22 protein-coding genes are annotated in these 25784 nt (G+C 61.8%); 10 read left to right on the forward strand and 12 right to left on the reverse strand.

Features of this window, described 5'->3' with window-relative positions; genetic code table 11:
• The 3 genes from ftsA to lpxC all read left to right on the forward strand — a co-directional run bounded on the left by ftsA (position 1) and on the right by lpxC (position 3558).
• On the forward strand, positions 1–1263 hold the full coding sequence (ftsA, locus tag AACY45_RS24300; protein ID WP_095168933.1) for a cell division protein FtsA: 1263 nt from the start codon (positions 1–3) through the stop codon (positions 1261–1263).
• Between the two features lie 74 nt (positions 1264–1337).
• A complete protein-coding gene (gene ftsZ / locus AACY45_RS24305) occupies positions 1338–2534 on the forward strand; it encodes a cell division protein FtsZ (RefSeq protein ID WP_339547816.1) in 1197 nt (398 codons plus the stop codon).
• Between the two features lie 112 nt (positions 2535–2646).
• Positions 2647–3558 carry a UDP-3-O-acyl-N-acetylglucosamine deacetylase gene (gene lpxC / locus AACY45_RS24310; protein ID WP_007939852.1) on the forward strand — a complete coding sequence of 304 codons (912 nt, stop codon included), beginning with the start codon at positions 2647–2649 and terminating at the stop codon, positions 3556–3558.
• Positions 3559–3623: 65 nt separating this feature from the next.
• Here the strand turns inward: lpxC and AACY45_RS24315 are convergent, their stop codons facing one another.
• The 7 genes from AACY45_RS24315 to AACY45_RS24345 all read right to left on the reverse strand — a co-directional run bounded on the left by AACY45_RS24315 (position 3624) and on the right by AACY45_RS24345 (position 13610).
• Positions 3624–5132 carry a sensor domain-containing diguanylate cyclase gene (locus tag AACY45_RS24315; RefSeq protein WP_339547818.1) on the reverse strand — a complete coding sequence of 503 codons (1509 nt, stop codon included), beginning with the start codon at positions 5130–5132 and terminating at the stop codon, positions 3624–3626.
• A 300-nt stretch (positions 5133–5432) separates the two neighbouring features.
• The gene (locus AACY45_RS24320) at positions 5433–6749 is read right to left on the reverse strand and encodes an OprD family porin (protein ID WP_339547819.1); all 1317 of its coding nucleotides are present in this window, start codon (positions 6747–6749) and stop codon (positions 5433–5435) included.
• 193 nt (positions 6750–6942) lie between these two features.
• A complete protein-coding gene (locus AACY45_RS24325) occupies positions 6943–7167 on the reverse strand; it encodes a hypothetical protein (RefSeq protein WP_339547820.1) in 225 nt (74 codons plus the stop codon).
• Positions 7168–7308: 141 nt separating this feature from the next.
• Positions 7309–8673, reverse strand: a complete 1365-nt coding sequence (locus AACY45_RS24330; RefSeq protein WP_339547821.1) for a heavy metal sensor histidine kinase — start codon at positions 8671–8673, stop codon at positions 7309–7311.
• Entirely contained in the window at positions 8663–9340 is a 678-nt protein-coding gene (locus AACY45_RS24335; protein ID WP_159997879.1) for a heavy metal response regulator transcription factor, read from the reverse strand. The genes AACY45_RS24330 and AACY45_RS24335 overlap by 11 nt, the downstream gene beginning before the upstream one ends.
• A gap of 8 nt (positions 9341–9348) precedes the next feature.
• Entirely contained in the window at positions 9349–12444 is a 3096-nt protein-coding gene (locus tag AACY45_RS24340) for a multidrug efflux RND transporter permease subunit (protein WP_339547823.1), read from the reverse strand.
• On the reverse strand, positions 12441–13610 hold the full coding sequence (locus AACY45_RS24345) for an efflux RND transporter periplasmic adaptor subunit (RefSeq protein WP_339547824.1): 1170 nt from the start codon (positions 13608–13610) through the stop codon (positions 12441–12443). Before AACY45_RS24345 ends, AACY45_RS24340 begins: the two co-directional genes overlap by 4 nt.
• Positions 13611–13819: 209 nt before the next feature.
• On the opposite strand from AACY45_RS24345, the gene AACY45_RS24350 reads away from it, so the two are divergent.
• Positions 13820–14065 (forward strand): hypothetical protein, encoded by a 246-nt coding sequence (locus tag AACY45_RS24350; protein WP_159997873.1) that lies wholly within the window; start codon positions 13820–13822, stop codon positions 14063–14065.
• Between the two features lie 50 nt (positions 14066–14115).
• Here the strand turns inward: AACY45_RS24350 and AACY45_RS24355 are convergent, their stop codons facing one another.
• The 5 genes from AACY45_RS24355 to norR all read right to left on the reverse strand — a co-directional run bounded on the left by AACY45_RS24355 (position 14116) and on the right by norR (position 18462).
• On the reverse strand, positions 14116–14865 hold the full coding sequence (locus tag AACY45_RS24355; RefSeq protein WP_339547825.1) for a YkgJ family cysteine cluster protein: 750 nt from the start codon (positions 14863–14865) through the stop codon (positions 14116–14118).
• Positions 14866–14945: 80 nt separating this feature from the next.
• Entirely contained in the window at positions 14946–15272 is a 327-nt protein-coding gene (locus AACY45_RS24360) for a hypothetical protein (protein ID WP_339547827.1), read from the reverse strand.
• Positions 15273–15330: 58 nt separating this feature from the next.
• A complete protein-coding gene (locus AACY45_RS24365) occupies positions 15331–15813 on the reverse strand; it encodes a GNAT family N-acetyltransferase (protein ID WP_339547829.1) in 483 nt (160 codons plus the stop codon).
• A gap of 3 nt (positions 15814–15816) precedes the next feature.
• Positions 15817–16719 carry a chemotaxis protein CheV gene (locus AACY45_RS24370; RefSeq protein WP_339547831.1) on the reverse strand — a complete coding sequence of 301 codons (903 nt, stop codon included), beginning with the start codon at positions 16717–16719 and terminating at the stop codon, positions 15817–15819.
• Between the two features lie 186 nt (positions 16720–16905).
• Positions 16906–18462: a nitric oxide reductase transcriptional regulator NorR gene (gene norR, locus AACY45_RS24375; protein ID WP_339547832.1), complete on the reverse strand. Its 1557-nt coding sequence runs from the start codon at positions 18460–18462 to the stop codon at positions 16906–16908.
• 157 nt (positions 18463–18619) lie between these two features.
• On the opposite strand from norR, the gene hmpA reads away from it, so the two are divergent.
• The 6 genes from hmpA to cyoD all read left to right on the forward strand — a co-directional run bounded on the left by hmpA (position 18620) and on the right by cyoD (position 25781).
• Positions 18620–19801, forward strand: coding sequence for an NO-inducible flavohemoprotein (gene hmpA / locus AACY45_RS24380; RefSeq protein WP_339547834.1), 1182 nt, complete (start codon positions 18620–18622; stop codon positions 19799–19801).
• 719 nt (positions 19802–20520) lie between these two features.
• A complete protein-coding gene (locus AACY45_RS24385; RefSeq protein WP_339547836.1) occupies positions 20521–21030 on the forward strand; it encodes a disulfide bond formation protein B in 510 nt (169 codons plus the stop codon).
• An 818-nt stretch (positions 21031–21848) separates the two neighbouring features.
• Positions 21849–22784 (forward strand): ubiquinol oxidase subunit II, encoded by a 936-nt coding sequence (cyoA, locus tag AACY45_RS24390; RefSeq protein ID WP_339547837.1) that lies wholly within the window; start codon positions 21849–21851, stop codon positions 22782–22784.
• A gap of 3 nt (positions 22785–22787) precedes the next feature.
• Positions 22788–24818: a cytochrome o ubiquinol oxidase subunit I gene (gene cyoB, locus AACY45_RS24395; RefSeq protein WP_339547838.1), complete on the forward strand. Its 2031-nt coding sequence runs from the start codon at positions 22788–22790 to the stop codon at positions 24816–24818.
• A gap of 3 nt (positions 24819–24821) precedes the next feature.
• Complete coding sequence (locus AACY45_RS24400; RefSeq protein ID WP_339547840.1) at positions 24822–25448, forward strand: cytochrome o ubiquinol oxidase subunit III; 627 nt, start codon at positions 24822–24824, stop codon at positions 25446–25448.
• On the forward strand, positions 25449–25781 hold the full coding sequence (cyoD, locus tag AACY45_RS24405) for a cytochrome o ubiquinol oxidase subunit IV (RefSeq protein ID WP_339547841.1): 333 nt from the start codon (positions 25449–25451) through the stop codon (positions 25779–25781). It abuts the gene before it with no gap.
• Positions 25782–25784 lie beyond the last annotated feature (3 nt).

Consider the following 25784-nt stretch of genomic DNA (forward strand, 5'->3'; position numbering starts at 1 on the left):
ATGGCAAACGTGCAAAGCGGCAAAATGATCGTCGGTCTGGATATCGGTACCTCCAAGGTGGTGGCACTGGTAGGCGAGGTCGCGGCCGATGGCCAACTGGAAATCGTCGGGATCGGCACCCATCCTTCCCGCGGCCTGAAGAAGGGCGTGGTGGTGAACATCGAGTCCACCGTGCAGTCGATCCAGCGCGCCATCGAAGAGGCGCAACTGATGGCCGGTTGCCGGATCCACTCGGCGTTCGTCGGCGTAGCGGGTAATCACATCCGTAGCCTGAACTCCCACGGCATTGTGGCGATCCGTGATCGTGAGGTCAGCTCCGCCGACCTCGAGCGCGTGCTCGATGCCGCCCAGGCGGTTGCAATCCCGGCCGACCAGCGGGTCCTGCACACCTTGCCGCAGGATTACGTGATCGATAACCAGGAAGGCGTGCGCGAGCCGCTGGGCATGTCCGGCGTGCGTCTGGAAGCCAAGGTCCACGTGGTCACCTGTGCGGTCAATGCGGCACAGAACATTGAAAAGTGCGTGCGCCGCTGCGGCCTGGAAATCGACGACATCATCCTCGAGCAATTGGCTTCGGCGTACTCGGTACTGACCGATGACGAGAAAGAGCTGGGTGTGTGCCTGGTGGACATCGGTGGCGGTACCACCGACATCGCGATCTTCACCGAAGGCGCGATCCGCCATACCGCGGTCATCCCGATTGCTGGCGACCAGGTGACCAACGACATTGCCATGGCGTTGCGTACTCCGACCCAGTACGCCGAGGAAATCAAGATTCGTTATGCCTGCGCCCTGGCCAAGCTGGCCGGTGCCGGTGAAACCATCAAGGTCCCCAGCGTCGGTGATCGTCCGCCCCGCGAGCTGTCCCGCCAGGCCCTGGCCGAAGTGGTCGAGCCGCGTTACGACGAGCTGTTCACCCTGATCCAGGCCGAGCTGCGTCGCAGCGGCTATGAAGACCTGATCCCGGCCGGCATCGTGCTGACCGGTGGCACGTCGAAGATGGAAGGCGCGGTGGAACTGGCCGAAGAGATTTTCCACATGCCGGTCCGCCTGGGCGTGCCCCATGGCGTCAAGGGTCTGGACGATGTAGTGCGCAACCCGATTTATTCAACCGGTGTTGGTTTGTTGATGTACGGCCTGCAAAAGCAGTCCGACGGCATTTCCTTCTCGGGGATCAGCAGCAGCCGCGATAGCTACAGCAACGAAGAGGCCAAGAGCCCGTTGCTCGACCGCATCAAGAGCTGGGTCCAGGGCAATTTCTGAAGATTTACCGCAACACCGTTACAAGCAGTAGGCGCAGTAGGCGAAAAAAACTAGAGAATTGAAGGAGAGGGAAAATGTTCGAACTCGTAGACAACATCCCCGCAAGCCCGGTCATCAAAGTCATCGGTGTTGGCGGAGGCGGCGGCAACGCTGTCAACCACATGGTCAAGAGCAACATTGAAGGCGTTGAATTTATCTGCGCCAACACTGATGCCCAGGCGCTGAAAAGCATCAGCGCGCGGACCATCCTGCAACTGGGCACCGGCGTGACCAAAGGTCTGGGCGCCGGCGCGAACCCTGAGGTCGGTCGTCAGGCCGCCCTGGAAGACCGTGAGCGAATTGCCGAAGTGCTGGCAGGCACCAACATGGTGTTCATCACCACAGGCATGGGCGGTGGTACCGGTACCGGTGCTGCGCCAATCATTGCCGAAGTGGCCAAGGAAATGGGGATCCTCACCGTTGCGGTGGTGACCCGTCCGTTCCCGTTCGAAGGTCGCAAGCGCATGCAGCTGGCCGACGAAGGTATCCGTCTGCTGTCCGAAAGCGTCGACTCGTTGATCACCATTCCCAACGAGAAGCTGCTGACCATCCTCGGCAAGGACGCCAGCCTGCTGTCGGCTTTCGCCAAGGCTGACGACGTGTTGGCCGGTGCCGTGCGCGGTATCTCCGACATCATCAAGCGTCCGGGCATGATCAACGTCGACTTCGCCGACGTGCGTACCGTGATGAGCGAAATGGGCATGGCGATGATGGGCACTGGCTGCGCCAGCGGTCCGAACCGTGCACGTGAAGCGACTGAAGCGGCCATCCGCAACCCGTTGCTCGAAGACGTGAACCTGCAAGGTGCGCGCGGCATCCTGGTGAACATCACCGCCGGTCCTGACCTGTCCCTGGGTGAGTACTCCGACGTGGGTAGCATCATCGAAGCCTTCGCTTCCGAGCACGCCATGGTCAAGGTCGGTACCGTTATCGATCCGGACATGCGCGACGAACTGCACGTGACCGTCGTTGCTACCGGTCTGGGCGCGAAAATCGAGAAGCCGGTCAAGGTCATCGACAACACCGTCCACACTTCCATGACCAGCGCCCCGGCCCCTGCTGCCGCTGCCGCACGTCCGGAAATGCCGTCGGTGAACTACCGCGACCTGGACCGTCCAACCGTGATGCGCAACCAGGCTCAGGCCGGCGCAGCGGCGGCGGCAAAGCTCAATCCGCAAGACGATCTGGATTACCTGGACATTCCGGCATTCCTGCGTCGTCAGGCCGATTGATGAAATGTATCAGGCGTATTAAGTTGATTGGTGTTCAGCAAAGGTCTGGTCTGCTATTATCGCCAGCCTTTGTTGATACCAGTTCGCACTTTGCGCTGAAGCGGCCCATGCCATGATTAAACAACGCACCCTGAAGAATATTATCCGTGCCACAGGTGTCGGCCTGCACTCCGGGGAGAAGGTCTACCTGACCCTCAAGCCTGCACCTGTCGACACTGGCATTGTGTTTTGTCGTGCCGATCTCGACCCTGTGGTGCAGATTCCTGCTCGCGCAGAAAACGTTGGCGAAACCACCATGTCGACCACTCTGGTCAACGGTGACGTCAAAGTGGACACGGTGGAGCACTTGCTCTCGGCCATGGCTGGCCTGGGCATCGATAACGCCTACGTCGAGCTCTCCGCGTCCGAAGTGCCAATCATGGATGGTAGCGCTGGACCTTTTGTATTCCTGATTCAATCGGCTGGCCTGGAAGAACAGGATGCCGCCAAGAAGTTCATCCGCATCCTGCGTGAAGTGACAGTGGAAGATGGCGACAAGCGCGCCACTTTTGTCCCTTTCGAAGGGTTCAAGGTGAGCTTCGAGATCGATTTCGATCACCCGGTGTTTCGTGACCGCACCCAAAGTGCCAGCGTGGATTTTTCCAGCACTTCGTTCGTAAAAGAAGTCAGCCGCGCCCGGACCTTTGGTTTCATGAGTGATATCGAGTACCTGCGCAAGCATAACCTCGCACTCGGCGGTAGCGTTGAAAATGCCATCGTGGTCGATGCGGACGGTGTACTGAACGAAGACGGCCTTCGGTACGAAGACGAATTCGTCAAGCACAAGATCCTCGACGCCATTGGCGACCTCTACCTGCTGGGCAATAGCCTGATTGGTGAGTTCAAGGGCTTCAAATCCGGCCATGCACTGAACAACCAGCTTCTGCGCAAACTGATTGAGCAGACAGATGCTTGGGAAGTCGTGACCTTTGAAGACGCCAGCACTGCTCCGATCTCTTACATGCGCCCGGTTGCGGCGGTGTAAGTAAAAACCTCTCTAGTTTTTAAAGGCTGCCTTCGGGTGGCCTTTTTTTATGCCTGTGTTCGGCACTACTGCTGGGCGCTGACCACCCGATTGCGCCCTTGGTGCTTGGCCTGGTACAGGGCCTTGTCGGCGGTATACATGAGGTTTTCCAGGCTCTGGTTGGGTTTTCCGGTGGAGGTGCTCAGGCCGATACTGACCGTCATAGGGGTTTGCTCGGCGGCAAACGGCGGCAGTTGCTCGACCGCGGCACGGATGTTCTCGGCAATGCGCAACGCGCCGGCGTTGTCGGTTTCGGGCAGCACCGCGGCAAATTCTTCACCGCCATAACGGGCCACCAGGTCGCCCGGGCGCCGGGTGTTTTCGCTGATCACCCGGGCCAGCACACGCAACGCATCATCCCCGCCCTGATGGCCGTGACGATCATTGAAGGCCTTGAAGTGGTCGGCATCGATCATCAGCACCGACAGCGGGTTACCCGTGCGATGGGCGCGTGCCCATTCGCGATTCAAGACCTGGTCCAGGGTGCGACGGTTGGCGACGCCGGTGAGCGCATCGATGGCGGCCTGCTGGGCCAGTTCCTGCTCAGCATGCTGGCGCAGGCGCAGCTCGCGACACAACAGCAGGGCCAACCACATCAGGCCGATGCACAGCACACCGGTGGCGCCACTGATCACATAGGCGGTGCGCCTCCAGGTGGCAAAGACTTCGTCCATGGACAGCGCGACGATCACGGTCAACGGCAGGTTGCCGACACGCGAGAAGGTGTACAGGCGATTGCGCCGGTCCATGCTCGAGACACTGCTGAAACTGCCTGTGCCTTCACGCATGATCCGAACCACATTGGGCCGGGCGCCGAAGCTCTTGCCAATGCTGTTGTCCTGCAGCATGGGTTTTTGCGCGAGCAGAATACCGTTGTTGTCCAGCACATTGAGGGTGCTGTCGATGCCGATATTCAGGCTCTTGAACAGCTCATCAAAGTACGACAGGCGCATGGACGCCACGGCCACACCGAGGAAGTCTCCCGTGGGCGAGGAGATACGCCGGCTGAAGCTGATACGCCACTGGTCATTCTCGGGGCACGCGCAGCGCGGCTTGAACGGACGACTGATAAACATCCCGGCGTCATCGTTGAACGCATGGGTCAGGAAATAATCACGGTCGGCGAAGTTCCCCGGCTTGGGCTCCACCAGGGAGGAGTCGGCGATCACGTTGCCATACTTGTCCAGCAACAGCAGGTCGCCCTTGAAGCGCGCGGTGCTGGAGCGATCGAACAACACCAGGTGGCGGATCAGTGGCGACACCTGTTTCAGGTCGTCACGCTGGGAGGCTGCAATCAGGCCTTGCAGCGACAGGTCATAGAGTTCGACGTTGCGCAGCACATCCGCGTCGATCAACTGCACGATATTGGTCGCGCTGCGGGTCGCCGTCTGCATCGCATTGGCGTGCTCGCGTATCAGCAGGAAGGTGACGATGGCGATGATGGCAATCACGGTCAGCGAACTGCCGAGAATCAGCATGAATTCCGGCCGGTGGGTGTTGCCCGTCAAGTGTAGGTGCGTACGGCTTGCACTCATGGTTCTGATTTCTGCAGAGGGACATCATCAGCGTAGTTCCCGGACGGGCCGGGCGGCATTGCAGATATCAGTTCGTTAATGGTTTGCCTGGGTGCATGTATAGATCCCATACGGACAAAAGGCCAGTCCAAAGGCTTGATGTCGATCAGTTAATCGAACGCCACTTCTTGTGGAGCGAGCGCCCGCTAGCGGCCTGCTCGCGATGGACGTGAACGATAGCGCGTAAATACCGTGAACACTCGGCGCTCTCAGGTTCATCGCGAGCAGGCTCGCACACATTCAGGTATGCGTAGGCGTGCCTTAGAAAACGTTCAGCGGGTAGTCGAGGATCACCCGGTACTCATCGGTGTCGCTGTCCAGTGCGCCATAGCCGTTGCCACCGCGGTTGGTCGCCCATTGCAGGCGTACGGCGAGATTTTTCGCCGTGCCATCCTGGACCACGTACTGCAGGTCGAGATCACGCTCCCAGTGTTTGGCGTGCTGATCGTGCGCGTTGTACCAGGCGCCGTAGCCCGGGCTGTCCGGGGCCACCTTGCTCAGGTCGAGGGTACCGCGCGAATAGGACAGGGCCGAGGTCAGGCCCGGCACGCCGACACCGGCAAAGTCATAGGCGTACTTGAGCTTCCACGAACGCTCGTTGGGGCCGTTGAAGTCCGAGTACTGCTGCGAATTGTCGAGGTAGACGCTGTCGCCCTGGGCGATGTAGTCAAACGGGGTATTGCCGTTCACCCGCTGGTACGCGGCCGTGATGGCGTGATTGCCGACACCGAGGGTCACATGCAGGCTGTAGGTGTTGTTGTCGATCGCCCCCAGCAGCGCCTCGCCACTGTCCTGGGTGTGATAGTAGTGCAGGCCCGGGTTCAGACTGACGTGATCGCTCAGCGCGTAGCGGTAGTCGAGGTCGTAGTAGTACTGATTCCACACGTCCTTGAGCTCGGAGGCGTACAGGCTGCTGCTCAACTCCGGCACAGCGCTCCAGGCCACGCCGGCCCAGTTCAGGTGGCGGCTTTCGTCACCGTCGGCCAAGGTTCCGTAGGAGGTGCCGATGCGCTGATGTCCGCTCTGGTTGTACGGCTTGGTGAAACTGGCCTGGCCCCCTTCGAGCAGCCAGCCATCGAAGCTCTGGTTGCTCAGGCTGACGCCGCGAAAGGTCTGCGGCAACAGGCGGCTCATGCCGCCGGCGATCACCGGGTTATTGAGGAACAGGTCACCGGCCTTGAGCTCAGTGTCCATGGCACGCATTTTCAGGGTCGCACCGCCGGTGGAAAACGACCCCGGGGCTTTGCCGTTGCCATCGCTGATCGGCAGGATGCTGGAGCCGTCGGTGCCGCCCCCGCCATCAAGCTTCAGCCCGAGCATGGCATGGGCATCCAGGCCAAAACCCAGTGGGCCTTGGGTATAACCCGACTCGAAGAGCCCCAGCAAACCCTGGCCCCACTCGATATTGTCGTCAGCCTGCTGCAGGCGATTGCGGTTCATGTAGTAGTTGCGGGCACTGAGGTTGAGGCTGGAACCCTCGACAAAACCTTCGCGCGGGGAATTTTCGGCGGCCTGGGCGGCGGTGATCGTTGCGGCGATTGCAATGAACAGGGGACTCAGTTTGACGGTGATACTCACGTGGGATACAGCTCCTTGGCGCAATGACCTGTAGGGGCATTGTTTGAAATCTGGTGTTTCTTATGACGGGGGACGCGTACGGGCGGGGCAAACACACAACAAAAAAAAGCCGCTGATAGCAGCGGCTTTTAAGACAACTTCACGTGGGAAAGAGCCGAGTGAAGTGTCGAGGGAAACTCGAAACGATGAGCGATCAGCTGTCTTTCTCAACCTGGGGTTGAGCCTGGACAGTCGCTGCGTGCGGGGTGTGCTCAGGGTTTTTCGCCTTGGCGGTCAGTTCGTGCTGGGCCTTGTCGAAGGCGGCTGCCCGGGCGGCATTCTGCGCGACAAAGGCGGGCGACTCTTCGGCCATGGCCAATGGCGAAAGGAACAAGGACGACAAAACGAACGCGCTGGCAATACCCATACTGTTGGACATCTGAAAAACCTTCTTGCTTGGCAAGTGCTGTTTGGTGCGGGCAAAGATAAGGGGGCCGGGTAAAAGGAAACAGAGCGGATTGCAGAAAGGACTGTTGCGTGAACAGCAATAGTGGGCGCGGCGCCCACCCTGTGGCTGCCACTAAATGGGCAGGTAGAGACCGAAGGTATTGACCCCGTCGTCACTGCGCACAAACACATCGCCGCCGTGCATCAGCGCAATCGCCTTGACGATGGCCAGCCCCAGGCCGTGGTTGGCGCCGCTGTTGCTGCGCGAGGCGTCGACCCGGTAGAAGCGCTCGAACAGGCGCGTCAGGTGCTCGCGGGCGATGGGCTCACCGGGATTGGCGACGCCAAGGCGAACCTGATGTTCTTCGGCGTCGATCCGTACCTCGATCACCTGCCCGGGCGCGGTGTGCTGCACCGCGTTGTTCAGCAGGTTGATCAAGGCCCGGCGCAGGTGGGCGATTTCGATCTGCACCTGGGCATCGCCGCTGACCCGGACCTGGACCTGGGCGTCTTCGAGGATGAAATCCAGGTAATCCAGGGTGGTCGCCACTTCATCGGCCAGCGAGGTGCTGGTGAGTTTGGTGGCCTTGCTGCCCTGGTCGGCGCTGGCCAGGAACAGCATGTCGTTGATGATCGAGCGCAGCCGCTCGAGCTCTTCCAGGTTCGATTGCAGCACTTCGAAGTAGTGTTCCGCCGAGCGCCCGCGCGTCAGGGCCACCTGGGTCTGGCCGATCAGGTTGGTCAGCGGTGAGCGCAGTTCGTGGGCCACGTCGGCGTTGAACGACTCCAGGCGGGTATAGGCCTGTTCGACCCGCTCCAGGGTCGAGTTGAACGAGGTGACGAATTGACCGAGCTCCGGTGGCAAGGGCGATAACTGCAAGCGCGCCGACAGCAGCGGCGGTGTCAGGCGCTGTGCTTCCTGGGACAGCTTGATCAGCGGCTTGAGGCCGATTCGCGCGACCCAATAGCCCAGTGCCGAGGCCAACAGCACGCCAACGATCGCCAGGCTGATCAGGGCAATCAGCAGATGGTGCTGGGTTTCATGGACGGCCTGGGTGTCGATACCGATCATGAAGCGCAGGGGCGGGCGTTGATCCTTGGCCGGGAACTGGCTGACCAGCACCTTCAGCGGGTAGGGCTGCTGCGGTAACTGCAGGTCGCGCATGCCCAGCGGGCCCTCGGCGAAGGCGCGGATCTGTGGGGAGATGTCGCCGTACTCGTAGCGGCGCTCGCCACTGATGATCCAGAAGCGGATGCGCTTGTCTTCTTCGCCCAGCAACGTGAGCTTGTTGTTGATCTTCACCCAATGCTCCGGTGTGCCGTAACGGCCCACCGTGGATTCGAGCACGCTGTAGCGTGCATCCAGTTCCGCTTCCGGCAACAGGCCCAGGCCCTTGTCGACCTGTTGATACAAGGCCCCGCCGATCAACAGGAACACCAGCGCCGCCACCAGGGTGAACATGGCGCTCAGGCGCAGGGCAATGGAGTTACGGGGCACGTCGGCTCTCCAGCACATACCCCATGCCGCGGATGGTGTGCAGCAGTTTTTCCTCGAACGGGCCGTCAATCTTCGCCCGCAGGCGCTTGATCGCCACCTCGACCACGTTGGCATCGCTGTCGAAATTGATGTCCCAGACCATTTCCGCAATCGCGGTCTTGGACAGGATTTCCCCTTGGCGCCGGGCCAGCACACTGAGCAGGGAGAACTCCTTGGCGGTCAGGTCCAGACGGGTGCCGGCGCGCGTGGCCTTGCGGCTGAGCAAATCTATCCACAGGTCGGCCACGCTCACCTGCACCGGTTCGTGGCCGCCACTGCGGCGGGTCAAGGCCTGCAGCCGGGCCACCAGTTCGAGGAACGAGAAGGGCTTGCCCAGGTAATCGTCGGCCCCCTCGCGCAGGCCGCGAATCCGGTCCTCGACCCGTTCGCGGGCGGTGAGCATGATCACCGGCGTCTGCTTGCGCGCCCGCAGGGCCCGCAGCACGCCGTAGCCATCCAGCCCCGGCAGCATCACATCGAGGACAATCACCGCGTAGTCGCTTTCCAGCGCCAGGTGCAGGCCTTCGATGCCATCGGGGGCAACGTCCACCGTGTAGCCTTGTTCCGTCAGGCCGCGATACAGGTAGTCCGCGGTTTTTTCTTCGTCTTCAACGATCAGGACGCGCATGACCCGCCTCAGTGTGTGGTCGCCAGCGTCGGTGCTGGTGTAGGCCGGTGAAAGAGCCGTTCCAGCCACAAGTATATGACCGGCGTGGTAAACAGCGTCAGCGCCTGGCTGACCAGCAAGCCGCCGACCACGGCAATCCCCAGTGGCTGGCGCAACTCCGCGCCGGGGCCGTGGCCCAGCATCAGCGGCAGGGCACCCAGCAAGGCGGCAAGGGTGGTCATGATGATCGGCCGAAAGCGCGTGATACAGGCTTGATAGATCGCGTCCTCGGGCGTCAGCCCGCCATTGCGCTGGGCGTCGAGGGCGAAGTCGATCATCAGGATGCCGTTTTTCTTGACGATGCCAATCAGCAGCACCAGGCCGATCAGCGCCATGATCGAAAAATCCTGGCCCAGCAGCCACAACATGATCAAGGCACCGAGGCCGGCCGAGGGCAGGGTCGAGATGATCGTCAGTGGGTGCACGAAACTCTCATAGAGCACCCCGAGAATGATGTACACCGCCACCAGCGCCGCCAGGATCAGCCATGGCTGGCTGGCCAGCGAGCTTTGGAACGCCTGGGCCGCGCCCTGGAAGTTGCCGTTGACCGAGCTCGGCATACCGATTTCAGCTTTCGCCTGGTTGAGCAGGATCACCGCATCGCCCAGGGCCACTCCCGGCGCCAGGTTGAACGACAGGTTGGCGGCGGGGAACATGCCATCGTGGGCGATGGACAGCGGGCCGATGGTCGGTGCGTCGAAGCGGGCCAGCGCCGACAGCGGCACCATCTCGCCGCTCAGGGGCGAGCGCAGGTAGAAATACGCCAGGCTTTCGGCCTTGCCCCGTTGCCGGGTGTCCAGTTCGAGGATCACGTTGTACTGGTTGATCTGGGTCTGGAACTCGTTGACCTGGCGTTGGCCGAAGGCGTCGTAGAGTGCCTCGTCGACATCGCTGGCGGTCAGTCCGAAACGCGCGGCGGCTGCCCGGTCGATGGTGATGTGGGTGATGCTGCCGCCCAGTTGCAGATCGTTGGAAATGTCACGGAAGGCCGGCATACCGCGCAGTTTTTCCGTCAGGCGCTGGGTCCACAGGTTGAGGGTCGGGCCGTCGTTGCTCTTGAGCACGTACTGGTACTGGGCCCGGCTGGGGCCGGAGCTGAGGTTGATGTCTTGCCCGGCCCGCAGGTACAGGACGATGCCGGGGACCGCCATCAATTGCGGACGAATCCGATCGATGAACTGGCTGGCGGAGACATCGCGCTCACCCCGTGGCTTGAGGGCGATCCAGAAGCGACCGTTGGCGATGGTCTGGTTACTGCCCGACACCCCGACCGAGTGGGAAAACGCCTGCACGGCGGGATCGGCCGCGACGATCTGCGCCATCGCCAGGTGCTTGTTCACCATGTCGCCATAGGAGATGTCGGCGGCGGCTTCGGTGGTGCCGAGGACAAACCCGGTGTCCTGCACCGGGAAAAACCCCTTGGGGATAAACACATAGCCGGCCACGGCCATGGCCAGGGTCAGGCCGAACACCCCCAGCATCACGTTCTGATGGGCCAGGGCGCGGCGCAGGCCATGCTCATACAGGGTCAGCAGGCGTTCGCCGAAGCCCGGCCTGGCATGGGCATGATGCACCGGCGCGCGCATGAACAGGGCGGCCAGGGTGGGGGCCAGGGTCAGGGACACCACCACCGAAATCAGGATGGTCGAGGTCGCGGTCAAGGCAAACTCCTTGAACAGGCGCCCGACAACCCCGCCCATGAACAGCAATGGAATAAACGCCGCCACCAGCGAGAAGCTGATCGAGACCACGGTGAAGCCGATCTCGCCGGCGCCCTTGATCGCCGCCTCCCGTTTATCGTCGCCGGCCTCCAGGTGGCGGTGAATGTTCTCCACCACCACAATCGCATCGTCGACCACGAAGCCGACCGAAATCACGATCGCCACCAGGGTCAGGTTGTTAAGGCTGAAGCCCATCACATACATCAGGGCAAAACTGGCGATCAACGACACCGCGAGCACGCTGGAGACGATCAGCGTCGCCGACAGCTGGCGCAGGAACAGCGCCATCACGGCCACCACCAGCAACACCGCGATCAACAGCGTCAGCTCCACCTCGTGCAGCGAGGCGCGGATGGTCTGGGTGCGGTCGATCAGCACCTTGACCTCGACCGACGCCGGCAGCATCGCCTGCAGGCTGGGCAACGCCGCCTGGATGCGGTCGACGGTCTCGACAATGTTGGCCCCTGGCTGGCGGAACATCACCAGGTTGACCCCCGGTTGCGTGCCGGACCAGGCCTGCACGTAGGCGTCCTCCGCGCCGTTGACCACCCGGGCGACATCGCGCAGGTGCACCGGCGCGCCGTTTTTGTAGGAGACGATCAGTTCGCCATATTGCTCGGGGTGGAACAGTTGGTCGTTGGTCGCCAGGGTGGAAATGCTCGACTCGCCGTACAGCGCACCCTTGGCCAGGTTGAGGCTGGCCTGTTGGATGGCCAGGCGAATGTCGGCCAGGGTCAGGCCGATGGCGGCAAGCTTGTCCGCCGAGGCCTGGACCCGAATGGCCGGGCGCTGCTGGCCGGTGATATTGACCTGGCCGACGCCGTCGACCTGGCTCAGTTGGCGAGCGAGCAGGGTTTCGGCGTAGTCGCTGAGCTCGGTGCCGGGCATTTGCGTCGAGCTGACGCTGAGGATCAGCACCGGGCTGTCGGCCGGATTGACCTTGCGCCAGGTCGGCAGGGTTGGCATGTCCCTGGGCAGTTTGCCAGCGGCGGTGTTGATCGCTGCCTGGACTTCCTGCGCGGCGGTGTCGATGCTCTTGTCGAGGGTGAATTGCAGGGTCAGGTTGGTCGAGCCCAGGGCGCTGCTGGAGGTCATCTGGGTCATGCCGGGGATGGCGCTGAATTGCACCTCCAGGGGCGTGGCCACCGACGAGGCCATGGTGTCCGGGCTGGCGCCGGGCAGCAGGGCGTTGACCTGGATGGTCGGGAACTCGGCTTGCGGCAGGGGCGCAATCGGCAATCGGGGAAAGGCGATCAGGCCCATCAGCACCAGGGCGAAGGTCAACAGGACGGTGGCCACCGGGTGATCGATACACCAGGCACTGATCCCGCCACGGGCCTTCATGGCTGCTGCTCCGAGACGGTGGCCTGGGTCAGTGCCGGTGGTTCGTCGAGGATCTGCACGCGGCTCCCCGGCTTGAGGCGCGACTGGCCATCGCTGACCAGGACATCACCGGCCTGCACCCCCGTGATGAGGTTCAGGTCACTGTTCTGGTAGACCATTTGCACCGGCACCGATTCGACCTTGCCCTCCGTGACCCGGTACACGTAATGCTGGTCCAGGCCGCGCTGGACCACGCTCGGCGGTACTACCAGGGCCGCCTTGTCCAGCGCGGTCTGGATCTTGATCGTCACCAGTTGCCCGGGCCAGAGCTTTTGCCCGGGGTTGTCGAATTCGGCCTTGGCGCGAATGGTGCCGGTGTTGGCGTTAATCTGGTTATCGATCAACGTCAGGTGGCCTTCCCCGAGCAAATCGCCGGTCTGGCCATCGGTATCGCCCCCCAGGTAGGCGTTGACCTTGGCGGCGGGCGTCGCGCCGATCAGGCCCTGCAAGGTCGGCAGCATCTGTTGTGGCAGGGAGAACTCGACGGCGATCGGGTCGATCTGGGTCACCGAGAACAACCCTTGGGTATCGCTCATGCGCAGGAAGTTACCCTCGTCCACGGTGCGAATCCCGACCCGCCCGGTCACCGGTGAACGTATCTGGGTGTAGGAGAGTTGCACCTGCGCCGCATCGATGGCGGCCTGGTTGCCCAGCAGGGTGGCTTTCAACTGATTGACCAGCGCCTGCTGCTGGTCGTAGGTCTGCTTCGACACCTCGTCATCGGCGCTCAGCAGCTTGTAGCGCTGCAGATTGACCTGGGCCACCTGCAACTGGGCCTGGCTTTCGCCCTGTTGCGCGCGGGCCTGGTCGAGGCTGGCGCGGATCGAGCGGTCATCGAGGGTGGCCAGCAGGTCGCCGGCCTTTACCCGCTGGCCTTCCTTGACCAGCAGGTGGGTGAGGATGCCGTCGATCTGCGGGCGAATGACCACGCTGTGCAACGACAGCACCGAGCCGATGCCGCTGACATAACGCGGTACATCGCGCTGCGCGACGCTGATCACACGCACCGGCACCGCCGTCGGCGCGGCGAGTTTGCTCGACGCCGGCCGGAGCAGAGCCCAGGCCCCGGCAGCGACAAGCACGACAAGGGTACCGACAAGCAGGAGCGTGGTTTTTTTGCTGGGCATCAGGTCAGTCGCCGGGGCCGGTGGGTCGGATACGTAGCCAGTATGCATCCGTTATAGCCCCGCGATCCGGTCAGCAGCGTGACGGCTAACTGACAGGGGGGACAGCTTGAAGCTTGAAGCTTGCAGCTAGCCACTGCTCTTCCCGCTATACTGCCGGCTTTTCGCGACCCATCATCCGGGCGCGACTCAACGCTACACCCGGAGCATTCATGACTTCCCCGACACAAGCGCCTGCGGCTGACGACCAGGCTGACCTGCCAGACAGCGTCGACTCCAGCGCCGACAGCGACAGCAACGCCGCGATCCCGGCCTTCAAATTTCCGTTCAAGCCAGGTGAACTGGCCGCGGCCAAGGCCGGCAACCAGCCGTGGTACAAGAACGGCGCCAAGAATGGCCACACCAAGGTGCCGGGCGCCGCGCCGCCAGGCACCCGTCGCTCGATGGGCAAGCGCTGATCGGTGGACCTTGCCTTGCGCAGTGGTCATCAGGCCACTGCGCTTGTGGCCTAAGCCGCCTGTAATGAGATAAAGGCGTAAGTCAGGGGCTGCTCAGTCGTCACCAGCGCGCCGGCGGCCAGCACCTGATCGGCGAGCGCGGGTCCTGACAGATGAAACTGCCACTGCCCGACCGAGCCCGATAGCGGTTCGGCCTGGGCCCGGTCCATGGCGGCGGCAAACGCGCTCATGTCGGGCAGATAGGCGGTAAAACCGTCGCCCTTGAGGGCGGTGGTGCCAATCCCCAACTGTGCGCAAATCCCTTCCTTGGCTTGAATATCGTCCCGATCGGCCTGGCGCGACTGTTCGATCAGGCTCGCCAGCGGCTGGTCGACCAACTGGCCGCCAACGATCAACTCAGGCCCTTGCTGCCATGACTCGGGCGGGCAGTCCTTGGCCCCCGGTGTCAGGGGAATGTGCGGGTTGATTTCCATCGGGTAGATCCGGCACACCAGCGGCCGACGCTCGTAGATCCGGCACAGGTTGTCTTCGTCAAGATTCCGGCAGCGGCCCACGTTGAAGGCGGCGAAGGTAATGGTCACGTAGGCGTGGGTGTCACCGCAGGGCACTACCACGGAGCGGCGTTGGGCGTGTTCGCGCTGCGCGAGCGGCAAGCCCAGGCCGTTGTCCAGGAACCCCTCGACCAGCACGATCACCGCGCCGCCATCCGCCGCCCACATACGGGCCTCGGCGAGGGTCAGGGGCACATGGTGGTCATTGCAGCATTTGCCGCAGCCTACGCAGGAAAACGATGTGTTCATGGGAGCGGTCACAGTCCGAAAGCATCAGCGATGACAAAAAAACACCGCCTGGGCCTGGTGCAAAGCAAGTTGTGCGCCAGTCATTGGCCCTGGGTGGCCGGGCGCACCGAGTCCCATTCAGTGACATGGGCCGTCTTGCTCTTCTTGTGGTAGAGGCACAGCTCCGTGCCCCGCTGCCCCTTCATGTGCTTCTGCGGGTACTGGCCCTCAAGCAGCAAGGCGCTGTAGCCGACGCGATCATCGAACTGCGCGGCGTTGCCCACCGGCTTGGCGTGGCTCAACTGGCCGGCATTGGTGCAACTGGCGAGTACGGTCTTGTCGTAGGCGGCCCAGGCATCTGGGGTCGAGGCCTGGGCGTGGAGGGCGAGGCTGGTCAGGGCGATGAAAAGCAGGGCAGGGGATCGCATGGCAGGGCTCCTGGAAAATAGAGAGGGAGTATGCCTGATGGAGGGGGGGGAGAGGTCCTCAGTCGGGAACGGGTTCCCGGCGGATCAGGCGCATGCCACAACGCTCGTACAACTGCCGTGCCCGAAGGTTGTCTTCCAGTACCTTCAAATCGACAAACCCTTCGCGACGTTGCTGGAACAGGCTGAAGGCATGCAACAGCAACGCCCGACCCAGCCCTTGTCCCTGAGCGCGGGGATGCACCACCAGGTGCTTGATGTAGGCGCTGGTCCAACACTGGATCACGCCGACGAGGCCCTGGGCGTCCGTGGCAATGACGCACAGGTGTGGATCGTACTCGGGGTCGCGCTCAAAACGTTCGCGCCAGATAGCCAGGGTCGACACCTGACCACCGCCCTGGCGATAACCGGCCTCCAGCAATTGATGCACCGCCTCGGCCAGCGCCGGTTGGTAGGTGTCCAGGCGGATGCCTGCTGGCCATGTGCTGGGCGGCAGGGGGCCGGCCAGGTCGCGGCGCAATAACAGGCAGTAAGCCGGGGCCATGGCTCAGTGGCCTTGCTGCGCCACCGCTTTGGCGGCGTCGATCAGGCATTGGGTCAGCTCCGGCGAGGAGAACTTGGTCAGCACCGCATTGGCGCCGGACAGTCGGGCTTTTTCACTGTTCATCGCGCTGTCCAGGGAGGTGTGCAGCAGCACGTAGAGGTGGGCGAAATCCGGGGTTTGGCGCAGGGTGCGGGTGAAGGCGTAGCCGTCCATTTCCGACATCTCGATGTCCGAGACAATCAGGTTGATCTGTTGCGCGGTGCCTTGCAGTTCCAGCAGGCAGTCGATGGCTTCCTTGGCGCTGCGTGCGGTGTGGCACAACAGCCCAAGGTGACGCAGGGTGTGCACTGACTGTTGCAGCGCCACCTGGCTGTCGTCGACCACCAGGATGCGCGCGTTGCCCAGCAACTCGGCATCTTCCATGCTCAATTCGGTGGGCGCCACTGGCACCGGCTCCGGGGCAATGCCGTGGATGACTTTTTCGATGTCCAGCACCTGCACCAGTGTGCCATCGACCGAGGCCACGCCAGTGATGTAGGAACGTCCGCCACCCGAGCCATAGGGCGGCGGACGGATGTCGGAGGTCAGGCAGTGCACGATCTTGCTCACCGCCTGCACGTGCAGGCCCTGTTTCGAGCGGCTGACGTCGGTGACGATCAGGCAGCCACCGTCCGGGTCCGCCAGGGGGCGCTCGCCGATGGCCCGGCTCAGGTCGATGACCGACAGCGAGTTGCCACGCAGGGTGGCGATGCCTTTGACGTGGGGGTGCGACTCCGGTAGCCGGGTCAGCGGTGGGCAAGGGATGATTTCACTGACTTTCAGCAGGTTGATCGCCATCAGCTTGCCACTGCGCAAGGTAAACAGCAGAAGCGAAAGTGAATCTGCGCGGGCTTTGGTGGAGGACATAAAAACCTTCTGTGGAAAAGGTGACGGGGGATCGCGGGAGCGCCGACAACTATTGATAACGGGTTATCGACTTGTCGGGGGCAGGCTTTAGGGTCGGTACAACCTTTGTCGCAGTCGCCGCGCGGTGACTGGCTTGGCGAGGGCGGCGTCCTCTCACGCAGCTTTCGGCAGTTGCAGGGGCTGCGATCATTTCATGCCCAGTCGCTTGGCCAGTCGCCCCAGGTTCGCCCGGTCCATGCCCAGCTCGCGGGCGGCGCTGGCCCAGTTGTGCTGGTGGCGCTCCAGGCAGGCGCTGATCAGTTGGCGCTGGTAGTGCTCGGTGGCCTGGCGCAGGTCGCCGCCCACCTCCAGTGCCGGCGCCGGTTCGGCAGGCGCAGGGGCTGCGGTGGCCTCAAGGGGGTCATGGGGCAGGTCCAGGTCGGCCGCGCCGAGGCTGAGGATCTTCGGCCGCTCGCGGGAGTTGCCCAGAGCCTTCAAGGCACTGCGGCCGATCAAGTGTTCAAGTTCGCGCACATTGCCCGGCCAGCTGTAAGCCAGCAGCGCCGCCTGGGCATCGCTGGACAGGCGCAGGCTGTTGAGGCCCATGCGCGAGCGGTTCTGTTCGAGGAAATAGCCACTGAGCAACAGCACATCCCGCCCGCGATCACGCAGGGCCGGCACCCGCAACGGATACACACTCAGGCGATGGTAGAAGTCGGCACGGTAGCGGCCGCTGCGCACTTCTTCGGCGAGGTCGCGGTTGGTGGCGGCGATCAGGCGCACGTCGACCTGATGCTCCTTGTCCGACCCCAGGCGCTGCAACTGGCCGCTTTGCAGGACCCGCAGCAATTTGGCCTGCACCGTCAGGGACAACTCGCCGACTTCGTCGAGAAACAGGGTGCCGCCATTGGCCAACTCGAATTTGCCGCGCCGGTCACTGGTGGCGCCGGTGAAGGCCCCGCGCACGTGGCCGAACAGCTCGCTTTCCACCAGGGTATCGGGCAGGGCGGCGCAGTTGAGGCTGATGATCGGCTTGTGGGCCCGCGCGGATGCGGCGTGAATCGCCTGGGCCACCAGCTCCTTGCCGACCCCCGTTTCCCCGGTGATCAGCACCGTCAGGTCGCTGCCGCCCACCAGCTTGATCTCCTCTACCAGGCGCTTGTGCGCCTTGCTCTGGCCGATCAGTTCGCGGTCCTGCTGGCCGCTGGCCTGGCGATAGACCTCGGCCCGCTGGTGCTCGTCTTCGACCCGATTGGCCAGCCGTTCGATGCGCTCGGCGGCGTTGACCGTGGCGGCCGCAAGGCTGGCGAAGGCCTGCAGGGCATCCAGTTCGATGGGTTCAAAGCGCTCCGGGTCCAGCGCATCCAGGGTCAGCAGGCCCCAGGGCCGTTCATCGATAAACAGTGGGCAGCCCATGCAATCATGGACCTCCAGGTGCTCGTCGAGGCCCTCCACCAGGCCGTCATAGGGGTCCGGCAGCTCGCTGTCAGCGGCAAAGCGCGTCGGGCCAGGGCTGCTGAGCAGTGCCGCGAAGCGCGGGTGCTCGCTGACCTTGAAGCGCCGGCCCAGGGTGTCAGTACTCAAGCCGTCCACCGCCAGTGGCACCAGCCATTCGCCATCCAGGCGCAGCAGGGCGGCGGCATCGCAGGGCAGCAGGGCGCGCATGGCTTCCAGCAGGCGCCGGTAGCGCTCGCCTTCGGGCAGTTCGCGGGACAGGTCAGAGACCAGGGGCAGTAGGGTGGTCAGCAAGGATTTTGCAGTCATATTGACTCCATGTAGTCGAGGTGACTATAAAACCCTAAGGGTCGTTATGACTACATATTAATTAAATCATTGATTTATAAGGATTTAATTATTGGCATGGAAACTGATACCCAAAGGGCAATCCATTAAAAGCAGTCGTTCAGGAGTTCATCCCCTTATGCTGAGTGCCCAAGACCGTGCCATCGTCAAATCCACTGTGCCGCTGCTGGAAAGCGGTGGTGAAGCCCTGATTACTCACTTTTACCGCATGATGCTCAGCGAATACCCGCAAGTGCGCCCGCTGTTCAACCAGGCGCACCAGGCCAGCGGCGACCAGCCTCGGGCCCTGGCCAACGGCGTGCTGATGTACGCCCGGCATATCGACCAGCTCGACCAGTTGGGCGACTTGGTGGCGAAGATCATCAACAAGCACGTGGCCCTGCAGATTCTTCCTGAGCACTATCCGATTGTCGGCAGCTGCCTGTTGCGCGCCATCAGTGAAGTGCTCGGCGACGAGATCGCCACGCCCGAAGTGATGAGTGCCTGGGGCGCGGCCTACGGCCAACTGGCCGAGATCCTGATCGGTGCCGAAGCCGCGATCTACGACCAGAAAGCCGAGGCCGTTGGCGGTTGGCGCGGGGCGCGGGCGTTCATCTTGACCCAGCGGGTCGAGGAGAGCGCGGAAATCACCTCGTTCTACTTCGAACCGGCGGACAAAGGCCCGATCCTTGCCGCAGAGCCTGGCCAGTACATCGGCATGAAGCTGCTGCTGGACGGTGAAGAGATTCGTCGCAACTACTCGCTGTCGTCCCTGGCCACTGACGGCCAGTACCGCATCAGCGTCAAGCGCGAAGCCGGTGGCCGCGCGTCGAACTACCTGCATGACCAGTTCCAGGTCGGTGCCCACATCGAGCTGTTTCCCCCGGCTGGCGACTTCACCCTGACGGCCAGCGACAAGCCGCTGGTGCTGATCAGCGGCGGGGTGGGCATCACCCCGACCCTGGCCATGCTCGAAGCGGCCCTGGCCACCGAGCGGCCGGTGCACTTTATCCACTGCGCGCGCAACGGCGGGGTGCATGCCTTCCGCGACTGGATCGACGACCTGGCCGAGCGTCATCCCCAACTCAAGCGCTTCTACTGCTACGCCGAAGATGACGGGGTCAGCCCGGCAGCCGACCAGGTCGGGCTGCTGAGCCAGGAGCAATTGGGTCACTGGCTGCCCGAGCAACGGGACCTGGACGCCTACTTCCTGGGCCCCAAGGGCTTCATGGCGGTGATCAAGCGTCACCTCAAGGCGCTGGGTGTGCCGCCGAGCCAGAGCCGTTACGAGTTCTTTGGGCCGGCGGCGGCGTTGGAATGACGGCAAGGGGGCGACTTGGTCAGGCCGAGTCGCCCCCATCGCGTGCAGGCTCGCTTCCACCAGTCTTTAGTCGAGGCAAGGTCAACGGTGGGAGATTCTATGGTGTTGAGGGTCTGTGGGAGCTGCTGAAGGTTGTGATCTTTTGATCTTGGATTTGGGGTATATCCATTGCTGCGGTTGTGGCGGCTAATGGTTCCGCCCTTACGGCGGGTCACTTTGGCAAACGCCCCAAAGTAACCAAAGGTCTTTGCCCCAGGCGTTCGGCCCCTCGCTAAGGCTCGGGGTCCCTTCGCTACGGTATCCATCCGGGGGCATCGCCTCCGGTTTGCTTCGCTGCACCTCCTCTCGATGTATGCGGCTGCGCCGCACGGCGCTCCGCGCCTCCCCCCTGATGTACACCTTCGCTCAGCCTGCCGATGGGGCGGGTGGATCAAGAGCAAAAGCACGGCGACCTGCCGGTCGGCCTGAGTGGTAAGGGCGGGCGAGGCGGCCTACCGGCCGGCCTGCTTTTTCCTGGGGTACGGATCTCCCCCTGTGGGAGCTAGCCTGCTCGCGATGGCGTCATGCGCGTCAACACCGACCCCAAGGGTTAATCCGCTGTTAATACCTCCCACTGTTAATTCCCAGCCAAAGGTTCGCCCCCACGCCACGTGCTGCATGCACACGCCTGGCGTGTAAACTGGCGGCCATAGCCAGCATTTATGACGAAGGAAACGGGAATGAACGAGGATTCGATGCGCTTGGGCCGTGAGCGGCGCTTTCTGGTGTTGCTGGGCATTATCTGCCTGGCGCTGATCGGGGGGGCGCTGTACATGCAGATCGTGCTGGGCGAAGCGCCGTGCCCACTGTGCATCCTGCAACGGTACGCGTTGCTGCTGATCGCCCTCAGTGCGTTCGCCGGGGCGGCCATGCGCACCCGTCGCAGCGTCACGGTATTCGAGACCCTGGTGGTGATCTTTGCCCTGGCGGGCGCGGGCACCGCGGCCCATCACGTCTACACCCAGTTCTATCCATCGGTGAGCTGCGGCATCGATGTGCTGCAGCCGATCGTCGATGGCCTGCCACTGGCGAAGATCTTCCCGCTGGGCTTCCAGGTCGACGGTTTCTGCTCCACGCCTTATCCGCCGATCCTCGGCCTGTCGCTGGCGCAGTGGGCCCTGCTGGCCTTTGTGCTGACCGTGGTGCTGGTACCGCTGCTGGTTTCGCGCAACCGCAAACCGCTGAACTGAGGCCGATACCCTCAGCCACCGTCGCTGCACAAAAAACGCCCCGGTCCTCGAAAGAGGCCGGGGCGTTTGACGTTTCGGCGGGGCGGGAAAAAGTTCGTGATGTGGGGCAATCGCGGGCGCGACAAGTGTGCGACATGTTGTCACAGCTCAAGTGTCGCAATGCATTTCAAACTCTGTGTTCTGGCATGGAAAGATACAAAGATTTGCCCAGCCTCGGAATTGGCCAAAAGCCAGCCAGCATGCCGCGCCAGGCAGTTTTAACAGGCTTGGGCGAATGGCCACAGGCCTTGTGAAAAGGGGGCTTTGGCGAGCCTGACGGGCGAAGGTTGGACCCAGAAACTGTCTGAACTGCGCCCAGTAGACCTACAAATTTTGGGGTTCTTGTTGAGAATTAATCGCGATAAAATCGGCAGTCTTTACAGGATTGGTTAATGATTGTTGCCGTATCCGATAAAAATTATTTCGAGATGAGACATGGTTTATAAAACGTTACATATCTACAATCGCCCGCACTGAAATTCCGGCACTGCTCACCCCTGAGCAGAAAAGGGTGGTCGAGGAGCGGTTCGATGGCTTCGTGCGACCCCAGGTGTCGGTGCCTTTCCAATTATCCGCACCAAATGGAATTGGTCTGTAACAAGGCCTTTGACCACGAATTCGAATAAGAACTCACCGCTGGCCCAGGATGTGTCAATCAGCGTTTAACGCGTGACGGGCAAGCCCTTATTCAATCCAAGAAAAATGCCAACCCTTGGCAGGGTGAAGTGTTGGCGATCAAAACCCAACTGCATTGCGCAAGCTGCTTTAGAGGTCGTGAGATGAGTAAAAACAGGTACCCCAGACTACTAGGCTTATTGCCGCTGCTCGGCACGCTGTTGCTGGGAGGCTGCAACATGACCTTGCTCGATCCCAAGGGCCAGGTCGGCCTGGACGAGCGAAACCTGATCATCACCGCAACGCTGCTGATGCTCCTGGTCGTGGTTCCGGTCATCGTCATGACCTTCCTGTTCGCCTGGAAGTACCGTGCGTCCAACACCAGCGCCACCTACACGCCCAAGTGGAACCACTCCACCAAGATCGAAATCGCAGTGTGGGCTGTCCCGGTACTGATCATCATTGCCCTGGGTTACGTCACCTACAAGTCGACCCACGCCCTGGACCCGTACCGTCCGCTGGAATCCGACGTCAAGCCGGTGACCATCGAAGTGGTCGCGCTGGATTGGAAGTGGCTGTTCATCTACCCGGAACAAGGCATTGCCACGGTCAACAAGATCGTGTTCCCGGCGCACACCCCGATCAACTTCAAGGTGACCTCGGACGCCGTGATGAACTCGTTCTTCATCCCGGGCCTGGGCGGCCAGATCTACGCGATGGCGGGCATGCAGACCAAGCTGCACCTGATCGCCAACCAGAACGCTGAAATGGACGGTATCTCCGCCAACTACAGCGGCGCTGGTTTCACCGGTATGAAATTCAAGGCAATCGCCACCACCCAGGAAGCGTTCGACGCCTGGGTAAGCGAAGTCAAAAAGGCACCTAAACAGCTTGAACAAGCTGAATACGCAGCCCTTTCCAAGCAGAGCCAGAACAACCCAGTCGAACTCTACTCCTCGGTCACGCCGAACCTGTTCCAGATCATCGTCGACAAGTACGAGGGCATGAAACCGGGTCCGAAGGTCAAGCACGAGAAGAAAGAGAAAGAAGTGGCCGCTACGGACATGGAATCGCATTCAGCTGCCGGGGCAGAGGAGTAAACGATGTTTGGTAAATTAAGTTGGGAAGCGGTCCCGTTCCACGAACCGATCGTGATGGTGACCATCGCCATGATCGCGCTCGGTGGTCTGGCGCTGTTCGCTGCAATCACCTACTTCAAGAAGTGGACCTACCTGTGGACCGAGTGGCTGACGTCGGTCGACCACAAGAAAATCGGCGTGATGTACATCATCGTCGCCATGGTCATGCTGCTGCGCGGCTTTGCCGACGCCATCATGATGCGTACCCAACTGGCCATGGCCACCGAGGGTTCGCCGGGCTACCTGCCTCCTGAACACTATGACCAGATCTTCACCGCTCACGGTGTGATCATGATCATCTTCATGGCGATGCCATTCTTCACCGGCCTGATGAACCTTGCAGTGCCGCTGCAGATCGGCGCGCGTGACGTTGCCTTCCCGTTCCTGAACTCCCTGAGCTTCTGGCTGCTGGTGTCCGGCGTGGTGCTGATCAACCTGTCCCTGGGCGTTGGCGAATTCGCCAAGACCGGCTGGGTTGCCTATCCGCCGCTGTCGGGCCTGCAATACAGTCCGGGCGTGGGGATGGACTACTACATCTGGGCGCTACAGCTATCCGGGTTAGGTACGACGCTGACGGGGGTCAACTTCCTGGCTACCGTGCTGAAAATGCGTACCCCGGGCATGAAGCTGATGGACATGCCGATCTTCACCTGGACCTGCACCTGGGCCAACGTCCTGATCGTCGCTTCGTTCCCGATCCTGACCGCTACCCTGGCACTGCTGACGCTTGACCGTTACATGGATTTCCACATTTTCACCAATGAACTTGGTGGCAATCCGATGATGTACGTCAACCTGTTCTGGGCCTGGGGTCACCCCGAGGTTTACATCCTGATTCTGCCGGCGTTCGGGATCTTCTCCGAAGTCATCTCGACCTTCACTGGCAAGAAACTGTTCGGCCACCACTCGATGATCTACGCCTCGGGCGCGATCTCGGTCCTGGGCTTCATGGTCTGGCTGCACCACTTCTTCACCATGGGTTCGGGTGCCAGCGTCAACGCCTTCTTCGGCCTGGCGACGATGCTGATTTCGATCCCCACGGGTGTGAAGCTATTCAACTGGCTGTTCACCATCTACCAGGGCCGTCTGCGTTTCACCAGCCAAGTGCTGTGGACCCTGGGCTTCATGGTGACCTTCGCCATCGGCGGCATGACCGGCGTACTGCTGGCCATCCCGGGTGCTGACTTCGTCCTGCACAACAGCCTGTTTGTGATCGCGCACTTCCACAACGTGATCATCGGCGGCGCCGTGTTCGGCTACATCGCCGGTTTCGGCTTCTACTTCCCGAAAGCGTTCGGCTTCAAGCTGCACGAAGGTTGGGGCAAGGCTGCATTCTGGTTCTGGATCACCGGCTTCTTCGTCGCATTCATGCCGCTCTACGTCCTGGGCTTCATGGGCATGACCCGTCGCCTGAACGCCACCACCAACCCGGAATGGGTACCGTACCTGTACGTCGCCATGTTCGGCGCCGTGATGATCGCTGTCGGCATCGCCTGCCAGTTGATCCAGCTGTACGTCAGCGTGCGTGATCGCAACAAGCCAGAAAACATGTGCGAACACGGTGACCCGTGGAATGCCCATACCCTGGAGTGGTCGACCTCCTCGCCACCACCGTTCTACAACTTCGCCGTACTGCCAAAAGCCGATGTGATCGATCCGTTCACCGAAGCCAAGGAAAACGGTACTGCGTACCAGGCGCCAAGCCGTTACGAACCGATCCACATGCCCAACAACACCGCGACCGGTGTGGTCATGGGCGCACTGTTGACCGTGTTCGGTTTCGCGATGATCTGGCACATCTGGTGGCTGGCCGCCTTCGGTCTGGTCGGCACCGTGGTGTACTTCGTGATCCACGCTGCGCGTGATGATCAGGGCTATATGGTGCCGGTCGACGTGATCGAGCGCATCGAAGCCGAGCAGCACAAGCGTCTGGTAGCGGCCGGGAAAATTCCAGCCACCGCCACCCGTGTTGAAACCTCGTTGGAACAGGCTTAAACCATGTCGAACTTAGTGACCAATGCTGGACACACCCATGTCGATGGACATGGGCATGATGACCATCACCACGACTCGGGCGAGATGACCGTATACGGCTTCTGGCTCTACCTGATGACCGACTGCATCCTGTTTGCGTCGATCTTCGCGGTGTACGCGGTACTGGTAAACAACGTCGCCGGTGGCCCGTCGGGCCACGACATCTTCGAACTGCCGTACGTACTGGGCGAAACCGCTCTGCTGCTGTTCAGTTCGATCACCTACGGCTTCGCCATGCTGGCGTTGTTCAAGGGCAAGAAGAGCCAGGTCCTGGGCTGGCTGGCCATGACCTTCCTGCTCGGCGCCGGCTTTATCGCCATGGAGATCAACGAGTTCCACCTGCTGATCTCCGAAGGCTACGGTCCTAGCCGTTCCGGCTTCCTGTCCGGGTTCTTCACCCTGGTCGGCACCCACGGTCTGCACGTGACCAGCGGTCTGATCTGGATGGCGATCATGATGTATCAGGTGCAGAAAAACGGCCTGACGGCGACCAACAAGACCCGTCTGAGCTGCCTGAGCCTGTTCTGGCACTTCCTGGACGTCGTGTGGATCTGCGTATTCACCGTTGTTTACCTGATGGGGACTATGTAAATGGCTAACACATCACATTCCCACGACGACGCCGGCCACGGCAGCGTCAAGTCCTACGCCATCGGCTTCATCCTGTCGGTCATCCTGACGGTGATCCCGTTCGGCCTGGTGATGTACCCATCGCTGCCGAAGTCGATCACCCTGTGGATCGTCCTGGCATTCGCCGTGATCCAGATGCTGGTGCACCTGGTGTACTTCCTCCACCTGGATCGTTCGCAGGCTCAGCGTAACAACGTGATCGCGTTTGTCTTCGCCGCACTGGTGATTGTCCTACTGGTGGGTCTGTCGCTGTGGATCATGTTCAGCATCCACACCTTCATGATGGCGAAGTGAGGT

The organism is Pseudomonas sp. RA_35y_Pfl2_P32 (genome assembly GCF_963970735.1).
Lineage (GTDB): Bacteria > Pseudomonadota > Gammaproteobacteria > Pseudomonadales > Pseudomonadaceae > Aquipseudomonas.